The sequence below is a fragment of the Puerhibacterium sp. TATVAM-FAB25 genome, assembly GCF_046535855.1.
In the GTDB taxonomy this organism is placed as follows: domain Bacteria; phylum Actinomycetota; class Actinomycetes; order Actinomycetales; family Cellulomonadaceae; genus Puerhibacterium; species Puerhibacterium variabilis_A.
On record NZ_JAXUAK010000008.1, the window covers coordinates 133287 to 149779 of the forward strand.

Consider the following 16493-nt stretch of genomic DNA (forward strand, 5'->3'; position numbering starts at 1 on the left):
CCAGCTTGACCGAGGAAGTCGCGCCCGGGGGACCGGGCGCACGTGAGGACGGTGTTGATGACCACGCCGCAGCTTCGTGGCGCCGTGCCCGGCGCGCAGGGCCTCTACGACCCCGCCGCCGAGCACGACGCGTGCGGCGTCGCCTTCGTGGCGACGCTGCGCGGGACCCCCGGACGGGACATCGTCGACGCAGGGCTGACCGCGCTGCTGAACCTGGACCACCGCGGGGCCGTGGGCGCGGAGGAGAGCTCCGGTGACGGGGCCGGGATCCTGACCCAGATCCCCGACGCGTTCATCCGTGACGTCGTCGGCGTCGACCTGCCGCCGGCGGGCCGCTACGCCATCGGCATGGCGTTCCTGCCCCAGGACCCGGCCGAGGCGGACGCCGTCGCGCGCCGCGTCGACGAGATCGCCGCCGAGGAGAAGCTCGACGTGCTGGCGTGGCGCGACGTGCCCGTCACGGCCGACCTGGTCGGCCCGACGGCGCGCGCGTCGATGCCGCTGTTCCGCCAGCTCGTCCTGGCCGACCCGGCCCGCGAGCTGTCCGGGCTGGAGCTCGACCGCCGCGCGTACCGCGTGCGCAAGCGCGCCCTCAACGAGCTGGGCCTGTACTTCGCATCGCTGTCCGCGCGCACCATCACGTACAAGGGCATGCTCACCACGGCGCAGCTCGAGCCGTTCTTCGCGGACCTGTCGGACCCGCGGTACGCCTCCGAGATCGCGCTGGTGCACTCGCGGTTCTCCACCAACACGTTCCCGTCCTGGCCGCTGGCGCAGCCGTTCCGGCTCATCGCGCACAACGGCGAGATCAACACCGTGCGCGGCAACCGCAACTGGATGTCGGCGCGCGAGGGCACGCTGGCGAGCGAGGAGCTGGGCGACCTGTCGCCGCTCATGCCGGTGTGCACCGAGGGCGCCAGCGACTCGGCCAGCTTCGACGAGGTGCTGGAGCTGCTGCACCTGGGCGGCCGCTCGCTGCCGCACGCGGTGCTCATGATGGTGCCCGAGGCGTGGGAGAACCACGCCGAGATGGACCCGGCCCGCCGCGCGTTCTACGCCTACCACGCGAACCTCATCGAGCCGTGGGACGGGCCCGCCTGCCTCACGTTCACCGACGGCACGCTCATCGGCGCCGTGCTCGACCGCAACGGCCTGCGCCCCGGCCGCTACTGGGTCACCGAGGACGGCCTCGTCGTGCTCGCCTCCGAGTCGGGCGTGCTCGACATCGACCCGGCGACCATCGTGCGCAAGGGCCGGCTGGAGCCGGGCCGCATGTTCCTGGTCGACACCGGTGCGGGCCGCATCGTGGAGGACGACGAGATCAAGGGCCAGCTCGCCGCCCAGCGCCCGTACGCGCAGTGGGTCGCCGAGCAGCAGATCTCCCTCGAGTCGCTGCCCGAGCGCGAGCACGTGGCGCACAGCCCGGCGTCCGTCCAGCGGCGCCAGCGGGCGTTCGGCTACACGGACGAGGAGCTCAAGATCATCCTCAGCCCGATGGCCAACTCGGGGGCCGAGCCCCTGGGCGCCATGGGCTCGGACACCCCGATCGCGGTGCTGTCCAAGCGGCCGCGGCTGCTGTTCGACTACTTCACGCAGATGTTCGCCCAGGTGACCAACCCGCCGCTGGACGCCATCCGCGAGGAGCTCGTCACGTCGCTCGGCGGCGCCATCGGCCCGGAGCCGAACCTGCTCAGCGACACCCCGGAGCACGCGCGCAAGCTCGTGCTGCCGTTCCCGGTGCTCGACAACGACCAGCTGGCCAAGATCGTGCGCATCGACCGCGACGAGCGGCTCGAGGGCGTCTTCCGCGCCGTCACCGTCAGCGGCCTGTACGACGTCTCGGGCGGCGGCGCGGCCCTGCAGCGCCGGCTCGACGAGATCTTCGCCCAGGTCGACGCCGAGATCGCCGCCGGCGCCACGCACATCGTGCTGACGGACCGCCACTCGAACTCCGAGCTGGCGCCGATCCCGTCGCTGCTGCTGACCTCGGCGGTGCACCACCACCTGCTGCGCCGGCACACCCGCACGAAGATCTCGCTCGTCGTCGAGGCCGGCGACGTGCGCGAGGTGCACCACGTCGCGCTGCTCATCGGCTACGGCGCGGCCGCGGTCAACCCGTACCTCGCCATGGAGACCGTCGAGGACCTCGCGCGCCGCGGGTACCTCACCGTCGACCCGGCCACCGCCGTCGCCCACCTCATCAAGGCGCTCGGCAAGGGCGTGCTCAAGGTGATGAGCAAGATGGGCATCTCGACGATCATGTCCTACCGCGGGGCGCAGATCTTCGAGGCCGTGGGCCTGTCCCACGAGCTCGTCGACGACTACTTCACCGGCACCACCAGCCGGCTGGGCGGCGTGGGGCTCGACGTCGTCGCGGCTGAGGTCGCCGCGCGCCACGCGGAGGCCTACCCGCGCTCGGGCAACCACCGCCCGCACCAGCCCCTCACCTCCGGCGGCGAGTACCAGTGGCGCCGCGACGGCGAGGAGCACCTGTTCGACCCCGAGACGGTCTTCCGCCTGCAGCACTCCACGCGCGCGGGCCGGATGGACGTCTTCCGGCAGTACACCCGCCGGGTGGACGAGCAGTCGCGCCGCCTCATGACCCTGCGCGGCCTGCTGCGCTTCAACCCCGACCGCGAGCCCATCCCGGTCGAGGAGGTCGAGCCGGTCAGCGAGATCGTCAAGCGGTTCAACACCGGCGCGATGTCCTACGGCTCGATCTCGGCCGAGGCGCACGAGACGCTCGCGATCGCGATGAACCGCCTCGGCGGCCGGTCGAACACGGGCGAGGGCGGCGAGCACCCGGAGCGCCTGTACGACCCGGAGCGCCGCTCGCGGGTCAAGCAGGTCGCCTCCGGCCGGTTCGGCGTCACGAGCGAGTACCTCACGCAGGCCGACGACATCCAGATCAAGCTCGCCCAGGGCGCCAAGCCGGGCGAGGGCGGCCAGCTGCCGCCGTCGAAGGTGTACCCGTGGGTCGCCGAGGTGCGGCACTCCACGCCGGGCGTGGGCCTCATCTCGCCGCCGCCGCACCACGACATCTACTCGATCGAGGACCTGGCGCAGCTGATCCACGACCTGAAGAACGCCAACCCGAGCGCGCGCATCCACGTCAAGCTCGTCTCCGAGTTCGGCGTGGGCACGGTCGCGGCCGGCGTGTCCAAGGCGCACGCGGACGTGGTGCTCATCTCCGGGCACGACGGCGGCACCGGCGCGTCCCCGCTGACGAGCCTCAAGCACGCCGGCACGCCGTGGGAGATCGGCCTGGCCGAGACCCAGCAGACGCTCGTGCTCAACGACCTGCGCGACCGCATCACGGTGCAGGTCGACGGGCAGATGAAGACCGGGCGCGACGTCGTCGTGGCCGCGCTGCTGGGCGCCGAGGAGTTCGGCTTCGCCACCGCGCCGATGGTGGTCTCCGGCTGCATCATGATGCGCGTGTGCCACCTGGACACCTGCCCGGTGGGCGTGGCCACGCAGAACCCGGAGCTGCGCAAGCGGTTCACCGGCAAGCCCGAGTTCGTCGTGAACTTCTTCGAGTTCGTGGCGCAGGAGGTGCGCGAGCACCTCGCCTCGCTCGGCTTCCGGACGCTCGAGGAGGCCGTCGGCCAGGTCCAGGCGCTCGACACCCGCAAGGCCGTCGACCACTGGAAGGCCCAGGGCCTCGACCTCGCCCCGGTGCTGGAGCGGCCGCAGCCGCTGCCGGGCTCCGCGCTGCGCAAGGTCAAGGACCAGGACCACGGCTTGGCCAAGGCGCTGGACAACCAGCTGCTGGCGCTGGCGCGCCCGGCGCTGGAGGACGGCACCCCCGTGCGGATCGAGCTGCCGGTGCGCAACGTCAACCGCACGGTCGGCACGATGCTCGGCCACGAGGTGACCAAGCGCTACCGCGGCGCGGGCCTGCCCGACGGCACGGTCGACGTGACGCTCACCGGCTCGGCGGGCCAGTCCTTCGGCGCGTTCGTGCCGCGGGGCGTGACCCTGCGGCTGTTCGGCGACGCGAACGACTACGTCGGCAAGGGCCTGTCGGGCGGCCGCATCGTCGTGCGGCCCGACCGCGCCGCCGTGCTCGAGGGCGCGGCGAACGTCATCGCCGGCAACGTCATCGGCTACGGCGCGACGTCGGGCGAGGTCTTCCTGCGCGGCCGGGTCGGCGAGCGGTTCGCCGTGCGCAACTCGGGCGCGACGCTCGTCGTCGAGGGCGTGGGCGACCACGCCTGCGAGTACATGACGGGCGGCACCGTGGTGGTGCTCGGCCCGACGGGCCGCAACCTCGGCGCCGGCATGTCCGGCGGCACGGCGTACGTGCTCGACCTGCGCCCGCAGGCGATGAACGCGGCCTCCGTCGCCACCGGCGAGCTGGCGGTCGGCGAGCTCGACGACCCGGACTGGGACGTCGTCGAGACGCTGCTGCGCCGGCACGTCGAGGAGACCGGGTCGAACGCCGCGGCCGAGCTGCTGGCCGACCCCGACGCCGCCCGCGCCCGGTTCTCCCGGGTGCTGCCGACGGGCTGGGCGCGCGTGCGCCACGCGCTCGCCGAGGCGGCGGCCGAGGGCCAGGGCATGGCGGGCGACGACGCCTGGGACGAGAACGTGTGGGACCGGATCATGGAGGTGGCTCGTGGCTGACCCGCGGGGTTTCCTGAAGGTTCGCGAGCGTGAGCTGCCGCCGAGCCGACCCGTCGAGGTGCGCCTGCGGGACTGGAAGGACGTGCACGCCCACCTGCAGGAGGGGCAGCCGTTCCTCAAGGAGCAGGCGGGCCGCTGCATGGACTGCGGCATCCCGTTCTGCCACCAGGGCTGCCCGTTGGGCAACCTCATCCCGGAGTGGAACGACCTGGTGTGGCGCGGGCAGTGGGCCGACGCCATCGAGCGGCTGCACGCGACGAACAACTTCCCGGAGTTCACGGGGCGTGTGTGCCCCGCGCCGTGCGAGTCGGCGTGCGTGCTGGGCATCAACCAGCCGGCGGTGACGATCAAGAACGTCGAGGTCTCGATCATCGACGAGGCGTTCGCCCGCGGGCTCGTCACGCCCCAGGTGCCGCAGCGCCTCACGGGCACGACGATCGCGGTCGTCGGCTCGGGCCCCGCGGGCCTGGCCGCCGCCCAGCAGCTGACCCGGGCCGGGCACACGGTCGTGGTGTACGAGCGCGACGACGCCATCGGCGGCCTGCTGCGCTACGGCATCCCCGACTTCAAGATGGAGAAGCACCACATCGACCGCCGCCTGGCGCAGATGGAGGCCGAGGGCACCCGGTTCCGCCCGGGCGTCGAGATCGGCACCGACATCACGTGGGACGCGCTGCGCCGCCGGTTCGACGCGGTGGTCGTCGCCACCGGCGCCACGGTGCCGCGCGACCTGGCGCTGCCGGGCCGCGAGCTCGACGGCATCCTGTTCGCCATGGACTTCCTCACCCCGGCCAACAAGGCCGTGGCGGGGCGGCCGGTCGAGGACGCGCCGTCGGCCGAGGGCAAGCACGTGGTGATCATCGGCGGCGGCGACACGGGCTCCGACTGCCTCGGCACCTCGCTGCGCCAGGGCGCGGCGAGCGTGACGACGCTGGCCATCGGCCGCAAGCCGGCGCTCGAGCGCACGGCGAACCAGCCGTGGCCCACCGACCCGATCGTGTTCGAGGTCTCCTCCTCGCACGAGGAGGGCGGCGAGCGCGCCTACCTGGCGTCGACCGTCGAGTTCCTCGGCGACGACTCCGGCCGCGTCCGCGCCCTCAAGGTGGCCGAGACCGAGTACCTGGCCGACGGGCGCCGCGCGCCCAAGGCCGGCACGGAGCGCGAGATCCCCGCGGACCTGGTGCTGGTCGCCATGGGCTTCACCGGGCCGGAGACGGACGCGCTCGTCGACCAGACGGGCACGGAGCTCACGAGCCGGGGCCTGGTGCGCCGCGACGACGACTACGCCACGTCCCTGCCGGGCGTGTTCGTGGCCGGCGACGCGGGCCGCGGCCAGTCGCTCATCGTGTGGGCGATCGCCGAGGGCCGCGCCTGCGCGGCCGCCGTCGACGCCTACCTGCAGGGCTCGACCGAGCTGCCCGCGCCCGTGGGCCCGCGCACGGTGGCCCTGAGAGCATGAGCACACCGGCGGGCGTCGCCGCAGGTTAGGTGGTAGACGCCCGCCGGGAGGAAGATGACCTGGGCGCCGTCCCGGACGGCGCACCGCACCGGCCACCGGGGGTGGCCGGCAGGCCCCGGGTGCGACCGGGGCCGATCGACGACGAGGCTGGAGACATGCGCAGAGCGAAGATCGTTTGCACCATCGGCCCGGCGACCGCGAGCCCGGAGAACCTCCGCAGGCTCGTCGACGCGGGCATGGACGTGGCCCGGATCAACCGGAGCCACGGTTCCGTCGAGGAGCACGAGGCGGTGTACCACGGCGTGCGCGAGGCCGCGAAGGCGGCCGGCCGCAACGTGGCTGTGCTGGTGGACCTCCAGGGCCCGAAGATCCGCCTCGGCAAGTTCGAGAAGGACGAGAAGTACTGGCTCGACGAGGGCGACGTCTTCACCATCACCACCGAGGACGTCGTGGGCACCAAGGAGCTCGTCTCCACCACGCACCAGGGCCTGCCGGGCGACGCCCGCGTCGGCGACCCGATCCTCATCGACGACGGCAAGGTGCGCGTGCGCGTCACGGCCGTCGAGGGCCCGCGTGTGACCACGGTGGTCGAGGTCGCCGGCCCGGTGTCGAACAACAAGGGCCTCAACCTGCCGGGCGTGTCCGTGTCCGTGCCCGCGCTGTCCGAGAAGGACACCGAGGACCTGCGCTGGGGCCTGCGCATCGGCGCCGACTTCATCGCGCTGTCGTTCGTCCGCAACGCCAAGGACTACGACGACGTGCGCGCGATCATGGAGGAGGAGGGGCGCGTCGTCCCCGTCGTCGCCAAGATCGAGAAGCCGCAGGCGGTGGAGAACCTCGAGGAGGTCGTCGCCGCGTTCGACGCGTTCATGGTGGCCCGCGGCGACCTCGCCGTCGAGATGCCGCTGGAGCAGGTGCCGCTGGTCCAGAAGCGCATCGTCGAGCTCGCGCGCCGCAACGCCAAGCCGGTCATCGTCGCCACCCAGGTGCTCGAGTCGATGACGAACAACCCGACGCCCACCCGCGCCGAGGCCTCGGACTGCGCCAACGCCGTCCTCGACGGCGCGGACGCCGTCATGCTCTCGGGCGAGACCAGCGTCGGCGACTACCCGATCGTCACCGTGCAGACGATGGCGAAGATCATCTCCGCCACCGAGGAGCTCGGCGCCGACCGCATCGCGCCGCTCGGCAGCCGGCCGCACACGCGCGGCGGCGTCATCACCCACGCCGCGGCGAACATCGGCACCGAGCTCGGCGCGAAGTACTTCGTGACGTTCACGCAGTCGGGCGACTCGGCGCGCCGCATGTCGCGCCTGCGCTCGCAGATCCCCCTGCTCGCCTTCACGCCGGAGCCCGACGTGCGCGCGCAGCTCGCCCTGAGCTGGGGCGCCCAGGCCTACCAGGTGCCCAAGGTCGACTCGGTGGACCAGATGGTCTCGCAGGTGGACTCGACGCTGCAGGCCAACGGCCTCGCCGAGCCGGGCGACCGCGTGGTCATCGTCTCCGGCGCCCCGGTGGGCGTGCCGGGCACGACCAACTCGATCCTCGTGCACAAGGTCGGCAGCGCGAACGACGCCTGACCGGACCGCCGGCCGGACCACCCGGCCGGACCGACGACGACGGCGGCGCGCCACCCTGGGGTGGCGCGCCGCCGTCGTCGTGTCGTCCGTGACCTCTCGGGTACCCCGGGCGGGACTCGAACCCGCAACACTCCGATTTTGAGTCGGATGCCTCTGCCAGTTGGGCTACCGGGGCGTGCGTGGACCATCGAACCACATCCGGCGAGGGACGCCGCCGGGCGTGGGAAACCGCACGTCCCGCCAGGCGGCCCGGCGCGCGGGAGCGGGGGAGCGCGGGACTAGGATGTGGTTCGTGACCGAGAAGCCCGCCGCGAAGCTGCCGCTGGACCTGCCGCCGATGGTCGAGCAGGAGCCTGCCCCCGAGCCGTCCGCCCCCGCCCGCCCGGCGCGCCGCGCCGTCGTCGCGGAGGACGAGGCCCTCATCCGCATGGACGTCGTCGAGACCCTCCGCGAGGCCGGGTACGACGTCGTCGGGGAGGCGGGTGACGGCGAGACCGCCGTGCGGCTCGCCACGGAGCTCAAGCCGGACGTCGTCGTCATGGACGTCAAGATGCCCGAGCTCGACGGCATCTCCGCCGCCGAGCGGATCGGCAAGGCGCACGCCGCCCCGGTGGTGCTCCTGACCGCCTTCTCGCAGACGGAGCTCGTCGAGCGCGCCCGCGACGCCGGCGCGATGGCCTACGTCGTCAAGCCGTTCACGCCCGCCGACCTGCTGCCGGCCGTCGAGATCGCCATCTCGCGCTACCAGCAGATCGGCGCGCTCGAGGCCGAGGTCGCCGACCTCACCGAGCGCTTCGAGACCCGCAAGCGCGTCGACCGCGCCAAGGGCCTGCTGCAGACGAAGATGGGCCTGTCCGAGCCCGAGGCGTTCCGCTGGATCCAGAAGACCTCGATGGACCGCCGCCTCACGATGCGCGAGGTCGCCGACGCGGTCATCGAGCAGGTCGGCAGCTGACGCAGCCGTCCGTTTTTCACCCCGGGTGCCCGGTCCCCGTCGTTGTACGGGACCGGGCACGCCGCTATCGTCGCGAGGCGACGTCCCAGTCCTGGAGGTGGTCATGCGCGCAGGGGTCGATGTCCGGATCGCCGGACCGGACGACCTGACGGTCGTCGCGGACCTCACCGCCGTCGCGCGCACCGACCAGCCGTACGGGATGCCGGTCGACGGCGCGAGGACCGACGCCCTGCTGACCCACCTGTCGGTGTACCTGGCCGCGGGCGGCACGATCCTCGTGGCCGAGGCCGACGGCCGGACGGTCGGGTTCCTGCTGGCGCGCACGGTCGGCCCGCACCTGTTCGCCGACGAGCCGGCGCTGCTCGTGGACACCCTCTACGTGCACCCACGCAGCCGCCGCCGCGGCGTCGGGCACGCCCTCGTCGCGCACGCGCTGACCCTGGCCGAGGAGGCCGGCGCGGCGCACGTGTACGGCACCCCGCCCGCCGGCGACCGCGGCATGCAGCGCTTCCTCGCCCGGCTCGGGTTCGCCCCGGCCGCCGGGCACCGCGTGGTCGCCACGGCGGCCCTGCAGCGACGCCTCGCGTCCGACGGCGCGCCCCGCCCGCGGCGCGAGCTGCGGCCTCGCGGGCGGCGGGAGTCGACGCGCGCCACGATCGAGGACGTCATCGCCCGCCGCCGGCGCGCCCGCGAGGCCAACCTGCCCAGCGGGCCGGTCGACCTGCGCGACTTCCAGGAGCGCCACCGCGCCCGGTACGCCGACCGGGGCGACGCGACCTCGTCGGCGTCCTGAGCCCCGCGGCCGGCCCGGGCCGGCCGCGCGTCAGCCGACGAGCATGCAGGTCAGTCGGGCCGTGCAGAGCCGCCGCCCCGCCTCGTCGGTGACCACGATCTCGTAGGACGCCGTCGAGCGGCCCAGGTGCAGCGCACGCGCCTCGCCGCGCACGACGCCCTCGCGCGCCCCGCGATGGTGGGTCGCGTTGAGCTCGATCCCGACCGCCGAGCGCCCCGGGCCGGCGTGCGCCTGCGCGGCGAACGACCCGAGCGTCTCGGCGAGCGCCGCCGACGCGCCGCCGTGCAGCAGGCCCGCCGGCTGGGTGTTGCCGGCCACGGGCATCGTGCCGACCACCCGCTCGGCGCTGAGCGTCTCCACGGTGATGCCGAGGCGCTCGATGAGCGTGCCGCGTGCCGCCGCGCGCCAGTCCACCGGCGCGGCAGGAGCGGCGGCAGGAGCGGAGGAGGGCGTGGCGGGGGGAGTGTCGGCCATGCGGGATAGGTTGGCACCCGTGACCACCACCGCGCCATCCCGTGCCGGCGGCGACGCGCCGGCGCGTCCCCGCCTGCTGCTCATCGACGGGCACTCCATGGCCTACCGCGCGTTCTTCGCGCTGCCGGACACCATGGCCACCACGTCGGGCCAGATCACGAACGCCGTCTACGGCTTCACGTCGATGCTGACCAAGCTGCTCGGGGACGAGCGGCCCACGCACCTCGCGGTGGCCTTCGACGTCTCGCGGCGCTCGTTCCGCACCGAGCGGTACAGCGAGTACAAGGGCACGCGCAACGAGACGCCCCAGGCCTTCCGTGGTCAGGTGCCGCTCATCAAGGAGGTGCTCGAGGCGCTGCGGGTGCCGACCCTCGAGCGCGAGGGGTTCGAGGCGGACGACATCATCGCCACGCTCGCGGGGCAGGCCGCGGCGGCCGGCATGGAGGTGCTGGTCTGCTCCGGCGACCGCGACTCGCTCCAGCTCGTCGGCGAGGACGTCACGCTGCTGTACCCGGTGCGGGGCGTGTCGGAGATGACGCGGATGACGCCCGAGGCCGTGCAGGACAAGTACGGCGTGCCGCCCGAGCGCTACCCGGACATCGCCGCGCTGGTGGGCGAGACCAGCGACAACCTGCCCGGCGTGCCCGGCGTCGGCCCCAAGACGGCGGCGAAGTGGGTCACCCAGTACGGGGGCCTGGACGCGCTGCTGGAGCACGTCGGGGAGCTCAAGGGCAAGGCGGGGGAGAACCTGCGCGCGGCCGTGGACCAGGTGCGGCTCAACCGCGAGCTCAACGCGCTGCTGCGCGACGTCGAGCTGCCGTTCGGGCCGGACGACCTGGCGCTGCACGGGTTCGACCGGGAGGCCGTGCACCGGGTGTCGGACACCCTGCAGTTCGGCGCGCTGCGCGACCGGCTGCTCGCCGTCGACCCGGCGGCGGACGAGGAGGCGGCGACGTCGGGTGCCGACGCCGGGTTCGACCTCGAGCTCGCGACGCCGCCGGCCGGCGGGCTCGCCGGCTGGCTCGCGGACCGCGCCGGCGTCACGCTCGGCGTCGACGTCTCCGGCCGCGGCACGCCCACCGGCGGCGACGCCTGGGGCGTGGCGCTGGCCGACGGCCGCGGGCACGCGGTGGCCTACGACCTCGCCGAGATCGACCCGGCCGACGAGAAGGCGCTCGGCGACTGGCTCGCCGACGCGGCCGCGCCGAAGGTGCTGCACGGCGCGAAGACGGCCTGGCACGCCCTGGCCGCGCGCGGGCTGCGCCTGGCGGGCGTGGCGTTCGACACCGAGCTGGCCGCCTACCTGTGCTACCCCGACCAGCGCGGCTACGACCTGGGCGACCTCGTGGCCCGCCACCTCGGGCGCGAGCTGCGCGTCGAGGACGACGGCGGCGCGCAGGGCGCCCTCGACCTGGCGCTGGACGACGACGGCGGCCAGGACGCGCGGCAGGCGACGCGCGCGGCGGCGATCGTGGAGCTGGCGGACGCGCTCGCCGGCCAGCTCGCCGACCGCGGCGCCGCGCACCTGCTGACGGACGTCGAGCTGCCGCTGTCCGCCGTCCTGGCGCGGATGGAGGCCACGGGCATCGCGGCCGACGTCGCCTACCTGCGCGAGCTGGAGGACCACTTCGCCGACCTGGTCGCCACCGCCGCCGACGAGGCGTACGCCGCCATCGGCCGGGAGGTCAACCTCGGCAGCCCCAAGCAGCTGCAGGAGGTGCTGTTCGACCAGCTCGGGATGCCCAAGACGAAGAAGACGAAGACGGGGTACACGACGGACGCCGCGGCGCTCGCGGAGCTCTTCGCCAGGACGGGCCACCCGTTCCTCGAGCACCTGCTCGCGCACCGCGACGCCAGCCGGCTGCGCCAGACCGTCGAGGGCCTGCTCAAGTCGGTGGCCGACGACGGGCGGATCCACACGACGTTCCAGCAGACGATCGCCGCGACGGGCCGGCTGTCCTCGACCGAGCCGAACCTGCAGAACATCCCGATCCGCACGGAGGCGGGCCGGCGCATCCGCCGGGCCTTCGCCGTGGGCGACGGGTACGAGACGCTGCTGACCGCCGACTACTCGCAGATCGAGATGCGCATCATGGCGCACCTGTCCGGGGACGCCGGGCTCATCGAGGCCTTCCGCAGCGGCGAGGACCTGCACCGCTACGTGGGCTCGCGGGTGTTCGACGTGGCGCCGGCCGACGTGACGCCCGAGATGCGCTCGAAGGTCAAGGCCATGAGCTACGGCCTGGCGTACGGCCTGAGCGCGTTCGGCCTGTCGCAGCAGCTGAGCATCGCCACGAGCGAGGCGCAGACGCTCATGGACGACTACTTCACGCGGTTCGGCGGGGTGCGCGAGTACCTCGACGGCGTCGTGGAGGAGGCACGCGCCACCGGCTGGACCGCCACCATCCTCGGCCGGCGGCGCTACCTGCCCGACCTCACGAGCGACAACCGGCAGCGGCGGCAGATGGCCGAGCGGATGGCGCTCAACGCCCCCATCCAGGGCAGCGCCGCGGACATCATCAAGCTCGCCATGCTGCGCGTGCAGGCCGAGCTCGAGCGGCGCGGCCTGGGCTCGCGCCTGCTGCTGCAGGTGCACGACGAGCTCGTCGTCGAGGTGGCGCCGGGGGAGCGGGACGAGGCCGAGGACGTGCTGCGCACGCAGATGGGCTCCGCCTTCGCGCTCGACGTGCCGCTCGACGTCTCGGTCGGCACCGGCGCGACCTGGCACGACGCGGGGCACTGACGCCGGCACTGACGCCGGTACCGACGCCGGCACCGACGCCGGGCACCCACGCCGCGGGGCCCGGACCGGACGGTCCGGGCCCCGCGGCGCGCTCGCTCCCGGGCCGCGCGTCAGAGCGCGCGCAGCCGCTCCAGCAGCGGTCCGGCGGCCTCGGCGAGGAACCGGTCCTGGTTCTCGTCGCCGACCTGGACGATGGCCACGTCGGTGAACCCGGCGTCGAGGAACGGCCGGGCGCTCTCGGCCAGCTCGTCGAGGTCGGGGCCGCACGCGATCGACTCCGCGACGTCCTCGGGGCGCACGAACTGGGACGCGGCGTGGAACCCCGCGGGCGTCGGCAGGTCGGCGTTGACGTCCCAGCCGCCGGCGAACCAGCGGAACTGCTCGTGCGCGCGCTGCACCGCGGCGTCCTTGTCGGGGTCCCAGCACACGGGCAGCTGGCCGATCGCCCGCGACGGCCCCGGGTGCCTCTGCGACCAGTCCCGCACGACGTCGGCGTCCGGCACCGTCGTGATGAGGTGGTCGCCGAGCGGCGCGAACCGCTCGATCGAGCGCGGTCCGGAGACCGCCACGCCGAGCGGCACGCCGTCGTCGGGCACGTCCCAGACCCGGGCGGAGTCGACGCGGAAGTACTCGCCCTCCCACGTGACGAGCTCGCCGGTGTGCAGCTCACGGATGATCTCGATGGCCTCGGCGAGCATCTCGTGCCGCACCGCGATGCTCGGCCACCCCTCGCCGACCACGTGCTCGTTGAGGTTCTCCCCGGCGCCCAGGCCGAGCGTGAACCGGCCCTCCGACAGCAGCTGCAGCGTCGCGGCCTGCTGCGCCACCACGGCGGGGTGGTAGCGCATCGACGGGCAGGTGACGTACGTCATGAGCTCGGTGCGGGAGGTCGCCTGCGCCACCGCGCCGAGGGTGACCCAGGCGTTCGGGGCGTGGCCCTGCTCGGTGAGCCACGGGCTGTAGTGGTCGCTGGAGACGAGGAGGTCGAAGCCGACCTCCTCCGCGGCCTGCGCGTACCGCACGAGGTCGCGGGGGGCGCTCTGCTCGGTCATGAGCGTGTAGCCGATGCGCACGGTGGGAGCTCCTGCTCGTCGGGGGCGGGTGTGCCCCCGACGCTAGGCAGGCCGCCCGGCGCTCGCAGCGGGGCGCTCAGTCCTTCGTCGCGACGAACACGGCGGTGCCGGGCAGCAGGCGCCCGCGCTCGGGGCCCCAGCCGCCCCACACCTGGTCGTTCCAGGCCGGCCACTCGGGCTCGACGACGTCGCGCAGGCGCAGCCCCGCGGCGACGACGTCGCGCACGTGGTCGCCGAGGGTGCGGTGGTACTCGGCGTAGAGCACGGCGCCGTCCGCCGCCTGCTCGACGTACGGCCGGCGGTCGAAGTACGAGCGGACCGCCGTGAGCCCGCGCGCGGTCGGGTCGTCGGGGAACGCCCACCGCAGCGGGTGCGTCACGGCGAACGCCCAGCGCCCGCCCGGGCGCAGCACCCGGGCGGCCTCGGCGTGCACCCGGGCGGCGTCGGGCACGAACGGGACCGCGCCGAACGAGGTGAAGACTACGTCGAACGCGCCGTCGGCGAACGGCAGCGCGCGGGCGTCCGCCTGCACGGCCGGCACCCGCACGCCCGTGGCGGCGTCGAGGCGGGCGGACTGCGCGAGCATCCCGGCCGAGACGTCCGTGGCGACGACCCGGGCGCCGCGGCCGACGAGCCAGCGCGAGCACTGCGCCGCGCCCGCGCCCACCTCGAGCACGCGGGCGCCCGTCACGTCGCCGAGGAGGCCGGCCTCGGCCTCGGTCAGCCCCTCCGGGCCCCAGCGGAAGCCCGCGTCGCCGAGGAACTCGCGGTGGTCGGCCAGGTACTCCGCGGCGTTGGCGTCCCACCAGCGCCGGCCGGCGCCGCCGCCGGCGTCGTCGGGCACGTCCCGGTAGCCGACGGAGTGCACGTCGTCCGGCGGGGGGAGGTCGGGGCCGGGGGCGCCGGGCGCGTCGGGGCGGGTCGCGTCGCTCACGGGGCCCATCCTGCCGGTCGGCGGCGCGTTGACCCTGCCGAACGGCCGACGCTAAGATCGCATGCGGTGCAGTGCGCCCGTCAGCGGGTCCCTCAGCGGGTCCCCTCAGCGGATCGTCGAGGCGGTCCGGCGGGCGGTGCGCGGTCACCACAGTCCCTGTCCGCACGACTCAACCTGTCCGCATCGGAGCTTTCACTTCATGACCATCTCCACCACGAAGTCCGCGCCCCAGGTCGCCGTCAACGACATCGGCACCGAGGACGACTTCCTTGCCGCCGTCGACGCCACCATCAAGTACTTCAACGACGGTGACATCGTCGAGGGCACGATCGTCAAGGTCGACCGCGATGAGGTCCTCCTCGACATCGGCTACAAGACCGAGGGTGTCATCCCCTCGCGCGAGCTCTCCATCAAGCACGATGTGGACCCCGGCGAGGTCGTCGCCGTCGGTGACGTCGTCGAGGCCCTGGTCCTCCAGAAGGAGGACAAGGAGGGTCGCCTGATCCTGTCCAAGAAGCGCGCCCAGTACGAGCGCGCCTGGGGCACGATCGAGAAGATCAAGGAGGAGGACGGCGTCGTCACCGGCACCGTCATCGAGGTCGTCAAGGGCGGCCTCATCCTCGACATCGGCCTGCGCGGCTTCCTGCCCGCCTCGCTCGTGGAGATGCGTCGTGTCCGCGACCTCCAGCCGTACGTCGGCCGGGAGATCGAGGCCAAGATCATCGAGCTCGACAAGAACCGCAACAACGTCGTCCTCTCGCGCCGCGCCTGGCTCGAGCAGACGCAGTCCGAGGTGCGCTCGACCTTCCTGCAGACCCTGCAGAAGGGCCAGGTCCGCACCGGTGTGGTCTCGTCGATCGTCAACTTCGGTGCGTTCGTGGACCTCGGCGGCGTCGACGGTCTCGTGCACGTCTCCGAGCTGTCCTGGAAGCACATCGACCACCCGTCCGAGGTCGTCGAGGTGGGCCAGGAGGTCACCGTCGAGGTGCTCGACGTCGACTTCGACCGCGAGCGCGTCTCGCTGTCGCTCAAGGCGACGCAGGAGGACCCTTGGCAGACCTTCGCCCGCACCCACGCCATCGGCCAGGTCGTGCCGGGCAAGGTCACCAAGCTCGTCCCGTTCGGCGCGTTCGTCCGTGTCGAGGACGGCATCGAGGGCCTCGTGCACATCTCCGAGCTGGCGCAGCGTCACGTCGAGCTGCCCGAGCAGGTCGTCACGGTGGGCCAGGAGGTGTTCGTCAAGGTCATCGACATCGACCTGGAGCGCCGCCGCATCTCGCTGTCGCTGAAGCAGGCCAACGAGGGCATGGACCCCGAGTCGGAGGACTTCGACCCCGCGCTGTACGGCATGGCGGCCGAGTACGACGAGAACGGCGAGTACAAGTACCCCGAGGGCTTCGACCCGGAGACCAACGAGTGGCTCGAGGGCTACGAGACGCAGCGCGAGGCCTGGGAGGCGGAGTACGCCAAGGCCCACGCCCGCTGGGAGTCCCACCGCGAGCAGGTGCGCTCGGCCCAGGCGGCCGACGCCGAGGCCGCCGGCGACGCCTCGGCGCCGGCCTCGGCCGCGTCGTCCTACTCCTCGGCTCCGGCCCAGGAGGCCACGGGCACGCTCGCGTCGGACGAGGCGCTCGCCGCTCTGCGCGAGAAGCTCACCGGCAACTGAGCCCCGGCTCGTCGCCGACGCCGGACCCGTCCGGCGCCGCACCACGGAGGCCCGCCCCCCCCCGGGGGGGGGGGGCGCCGGCGGGCCCCCACCCGCGCCGGGGGGGGCCGGGGGGGAGAGCGGGGGGGGGGGGGAGAGGGTGGGCGCGCGTGGGTGGTTGTGGGGGGGGGGGGGGGGGGGGGGAGGG

Annotated in this window: 10 protein-coding genes and 1 tRNA gene; 7 read left to right on the forward strand and 4 right to left on the reverse strand. The window is 73.7% G+C overall.

Going from position 1 to position 16493, the window contains the following annotated elements:
- Positions 1-57 precede the first annotated feature (57 nt).
- The 3 genes from gltB (at position 58) to pyk (ending at position 7668) form a co-directional block, all read left to right on the forward strand.
- On the forward strand, positions 58-4629 hold the full coding sequence (gene gltB, locus U5M74_RS09810; RefSeq protein WP_410908517.1) for a glutamate synthase large subunit: 4572 nt from the start codon (positions 58-60) through the stop codon (positions 4627-4629).
- Positions 4622-6088 (forward strand): glutamate synthase subunit beta, encoded by a 1467-nt coding sequence (locus U5M74_RS09815; protein ID WP_410908519.1) that lies wholly within the window; start codon positions 4622-4624, stop codon positions 6086-6088. The genes gltB and U5M74_RS09815 overlap by 8 nt, the downstream gene beginning before the upstream one ends.
- Before the next feature lie 155 nt (positions 6089-6243).
- The gene (gene pyk, locus U5M74_RS09820; protein ID WP_410908521.1) at positions 6244-7668 is read left to right on the forward strand and encodes a pyruvate kinase; all 1425 of its coding nucleotides are present in this window, start codon (positions 6244-6246) and stop codon (positions 7666-7668) included.
- Positions 7669-7769: 101 nt separating this feature from the next.
- Here pyk and U5M74_RS09825 read toward each other — a convergent pair.
- A tRNA-Leu gene (locus tag U5M74_RS09825) sits at positions 7770-7843 on the reverse strand.
- Positions 7844-8005: 162 nt separating this feature from the next.
- On the opposite strand from U5M74_RS09825, the gene U5M74_RS09830 reads away from it, so the two are divergent.
- Positions 8006-8623, forward strand: a complete 618-nt coding sequence (locus tag U5M74_RS09830) for an ANTAR domain-containing response regulator (protein ID WP_410908548.1) — start codon at positions 8006-8008, stop codon at positions 8621-8623.
- A 103-nt stretch (positions 8624-8726) separates the two neighbouring features.
- Positions 8727-9416: a GNAT family N-acetyltransferase gene (locus U5M74_RS09835; protein WP_410908523.1), complete on the forward strand. Its 690-nt coding sequence runs from the start codon at positions 8727-8729 to the stop codon at positions 9414-9416.
- A 30-nt stretch (positions 9417-9446) separates the two neighbouring features.
- Here U5M74_RS09835 and U5M74_RS09840 read toward each other — a convergent pair whose 3' ends face one another.
- Positions 9447-9890 (reverse strand): hotdog fold thioesterase, encoded by a 444-nt coding sequence (locus U5M74_RS09840; protein WP_410908525.1) that lies wholly within the window; start codon positions 9888-9890, stop codon positions 9447-9449.
- Between U5M74_RS09840 and polA the strand changes: the two genes are divergently transcribed.
- Positions 9889-12633: a DNA polymerase I gene (gene polA, locus U5M74_RS09845; protein ID WP_410908527.1), complete on the forward strand. Its 2745-nt coding sequence runs from the start codon at positions 9889-9891 to the stop codon at positions 12631-12633. The two genes, U5M74_RS09840 and polA, sit on opposite strands and share 2 nt — an antisense overlap.
- 110 nt (positions 12634-12743) lie before the next feature.
- Here the strand turns inward: polA and U5M74_RS09850 are convergent, their stop codons facing one another.
- Together U5M74_RS09850 and U5M74_RS09855 are read right to left on the reverse strand one after the other, a co-directional pair.
- Positions 12744-13685 carry a TIGR03557 family F420-dependent LLM class oxidoreductase gene (locus U5M74_RS09850; RefSeq protein WP_410908550.1) on the reverse strand — a complete coding sequence of 314 codons (942 nt, stop codon included), beginning with the start codon at positions 13683-13685 and terminating at the stop codon, positions 12744-12746.
- A gap of 97 nt (positions 13686-13782) precedes the next feature.
- Positions 13783-14574: a class I SAM-dependent methyltransferase gene (locus U5M74_RS09855; RefSeq protein ID WP_410908552.1), complete on the reverse strand. Its 792-nt coding sequence runs from the start codon at positions 14572-14574 to the stop codon at positions 13783-13785.
- A gap of 265 nt (positions 14575-14839) precedes the next feature.
- On the opposite strand from U5M74_RS09855, the gene rpsA reads away from it, so the two are divergent.
- Entirely contained in the window at positions 14840-16306 is a 1467-nt protein-coding gene (rpsA, locus tag U5M74_RS09860) for a 30S ribosomal protein S1 (protein ID WP_410908529.1), read from the forward strand.
- Positions 16307-16493 lie beyond the last annotated feature (187 nt).

Bases quoted from the DNA above. Each gene is read 5' to 3' on its own strand.
- gltB (WP_410908517.1), top strand. From the start codon at position 58: ATGACCACGCCGCAGCTTCGTGGCGCCGTGCCCGGCGCGCAGGGCCTC.
- pyk (WP_410908521.1), top strand. From the start codon at position 6,244: ATGCGCAGAGCGAAGATCGTTTGCACCATCGGCCCGGCGACCGCGAGC.
- U5M74_RS09830 (WP_410908548.1), top strand. From the start codon at position 8,006: ATGGTCGAGCAGGAGCCTGCCCCCGAGCCGTCCGCCCCCGCCCGCCCG.
- U5M74_RS09835 (WP_410908523.1), top strand. From the start codon at position 8,727: ATGCGCGCAGGGGTCGATGTCCGGATCGCCGGACCGGACGACCTGACG.
- polA (WP_410908527.1), top strand. From the start codon at position 9,889: ATGCGGGATAGGTTGGCACCCGTGACCACCACCGCGCCATCCCGTGCC.
- U5M74_RS09840 (WP_410908525.1), bottom strand. From the start codon at position 9,890: ATGGCCGACACTCCCCCCGCCACGCCCTCCTCCGCTCCTGCCGCCGCT.
- U5M74_RS09850 (WP_410908550.1), bottom strand. From the start codon at position 13,685: ATGACCGAGCAGAGCGCCCCCCGCGACCTCGTGCGGTACGCGCAGGCC.
- rpsA (WP_410908529.1), top strand. From the start codon at position 14,840: ATGACCATCTCCACCACGAAGTCCGCGCCCCAGGTCGCCGTCAACGAC.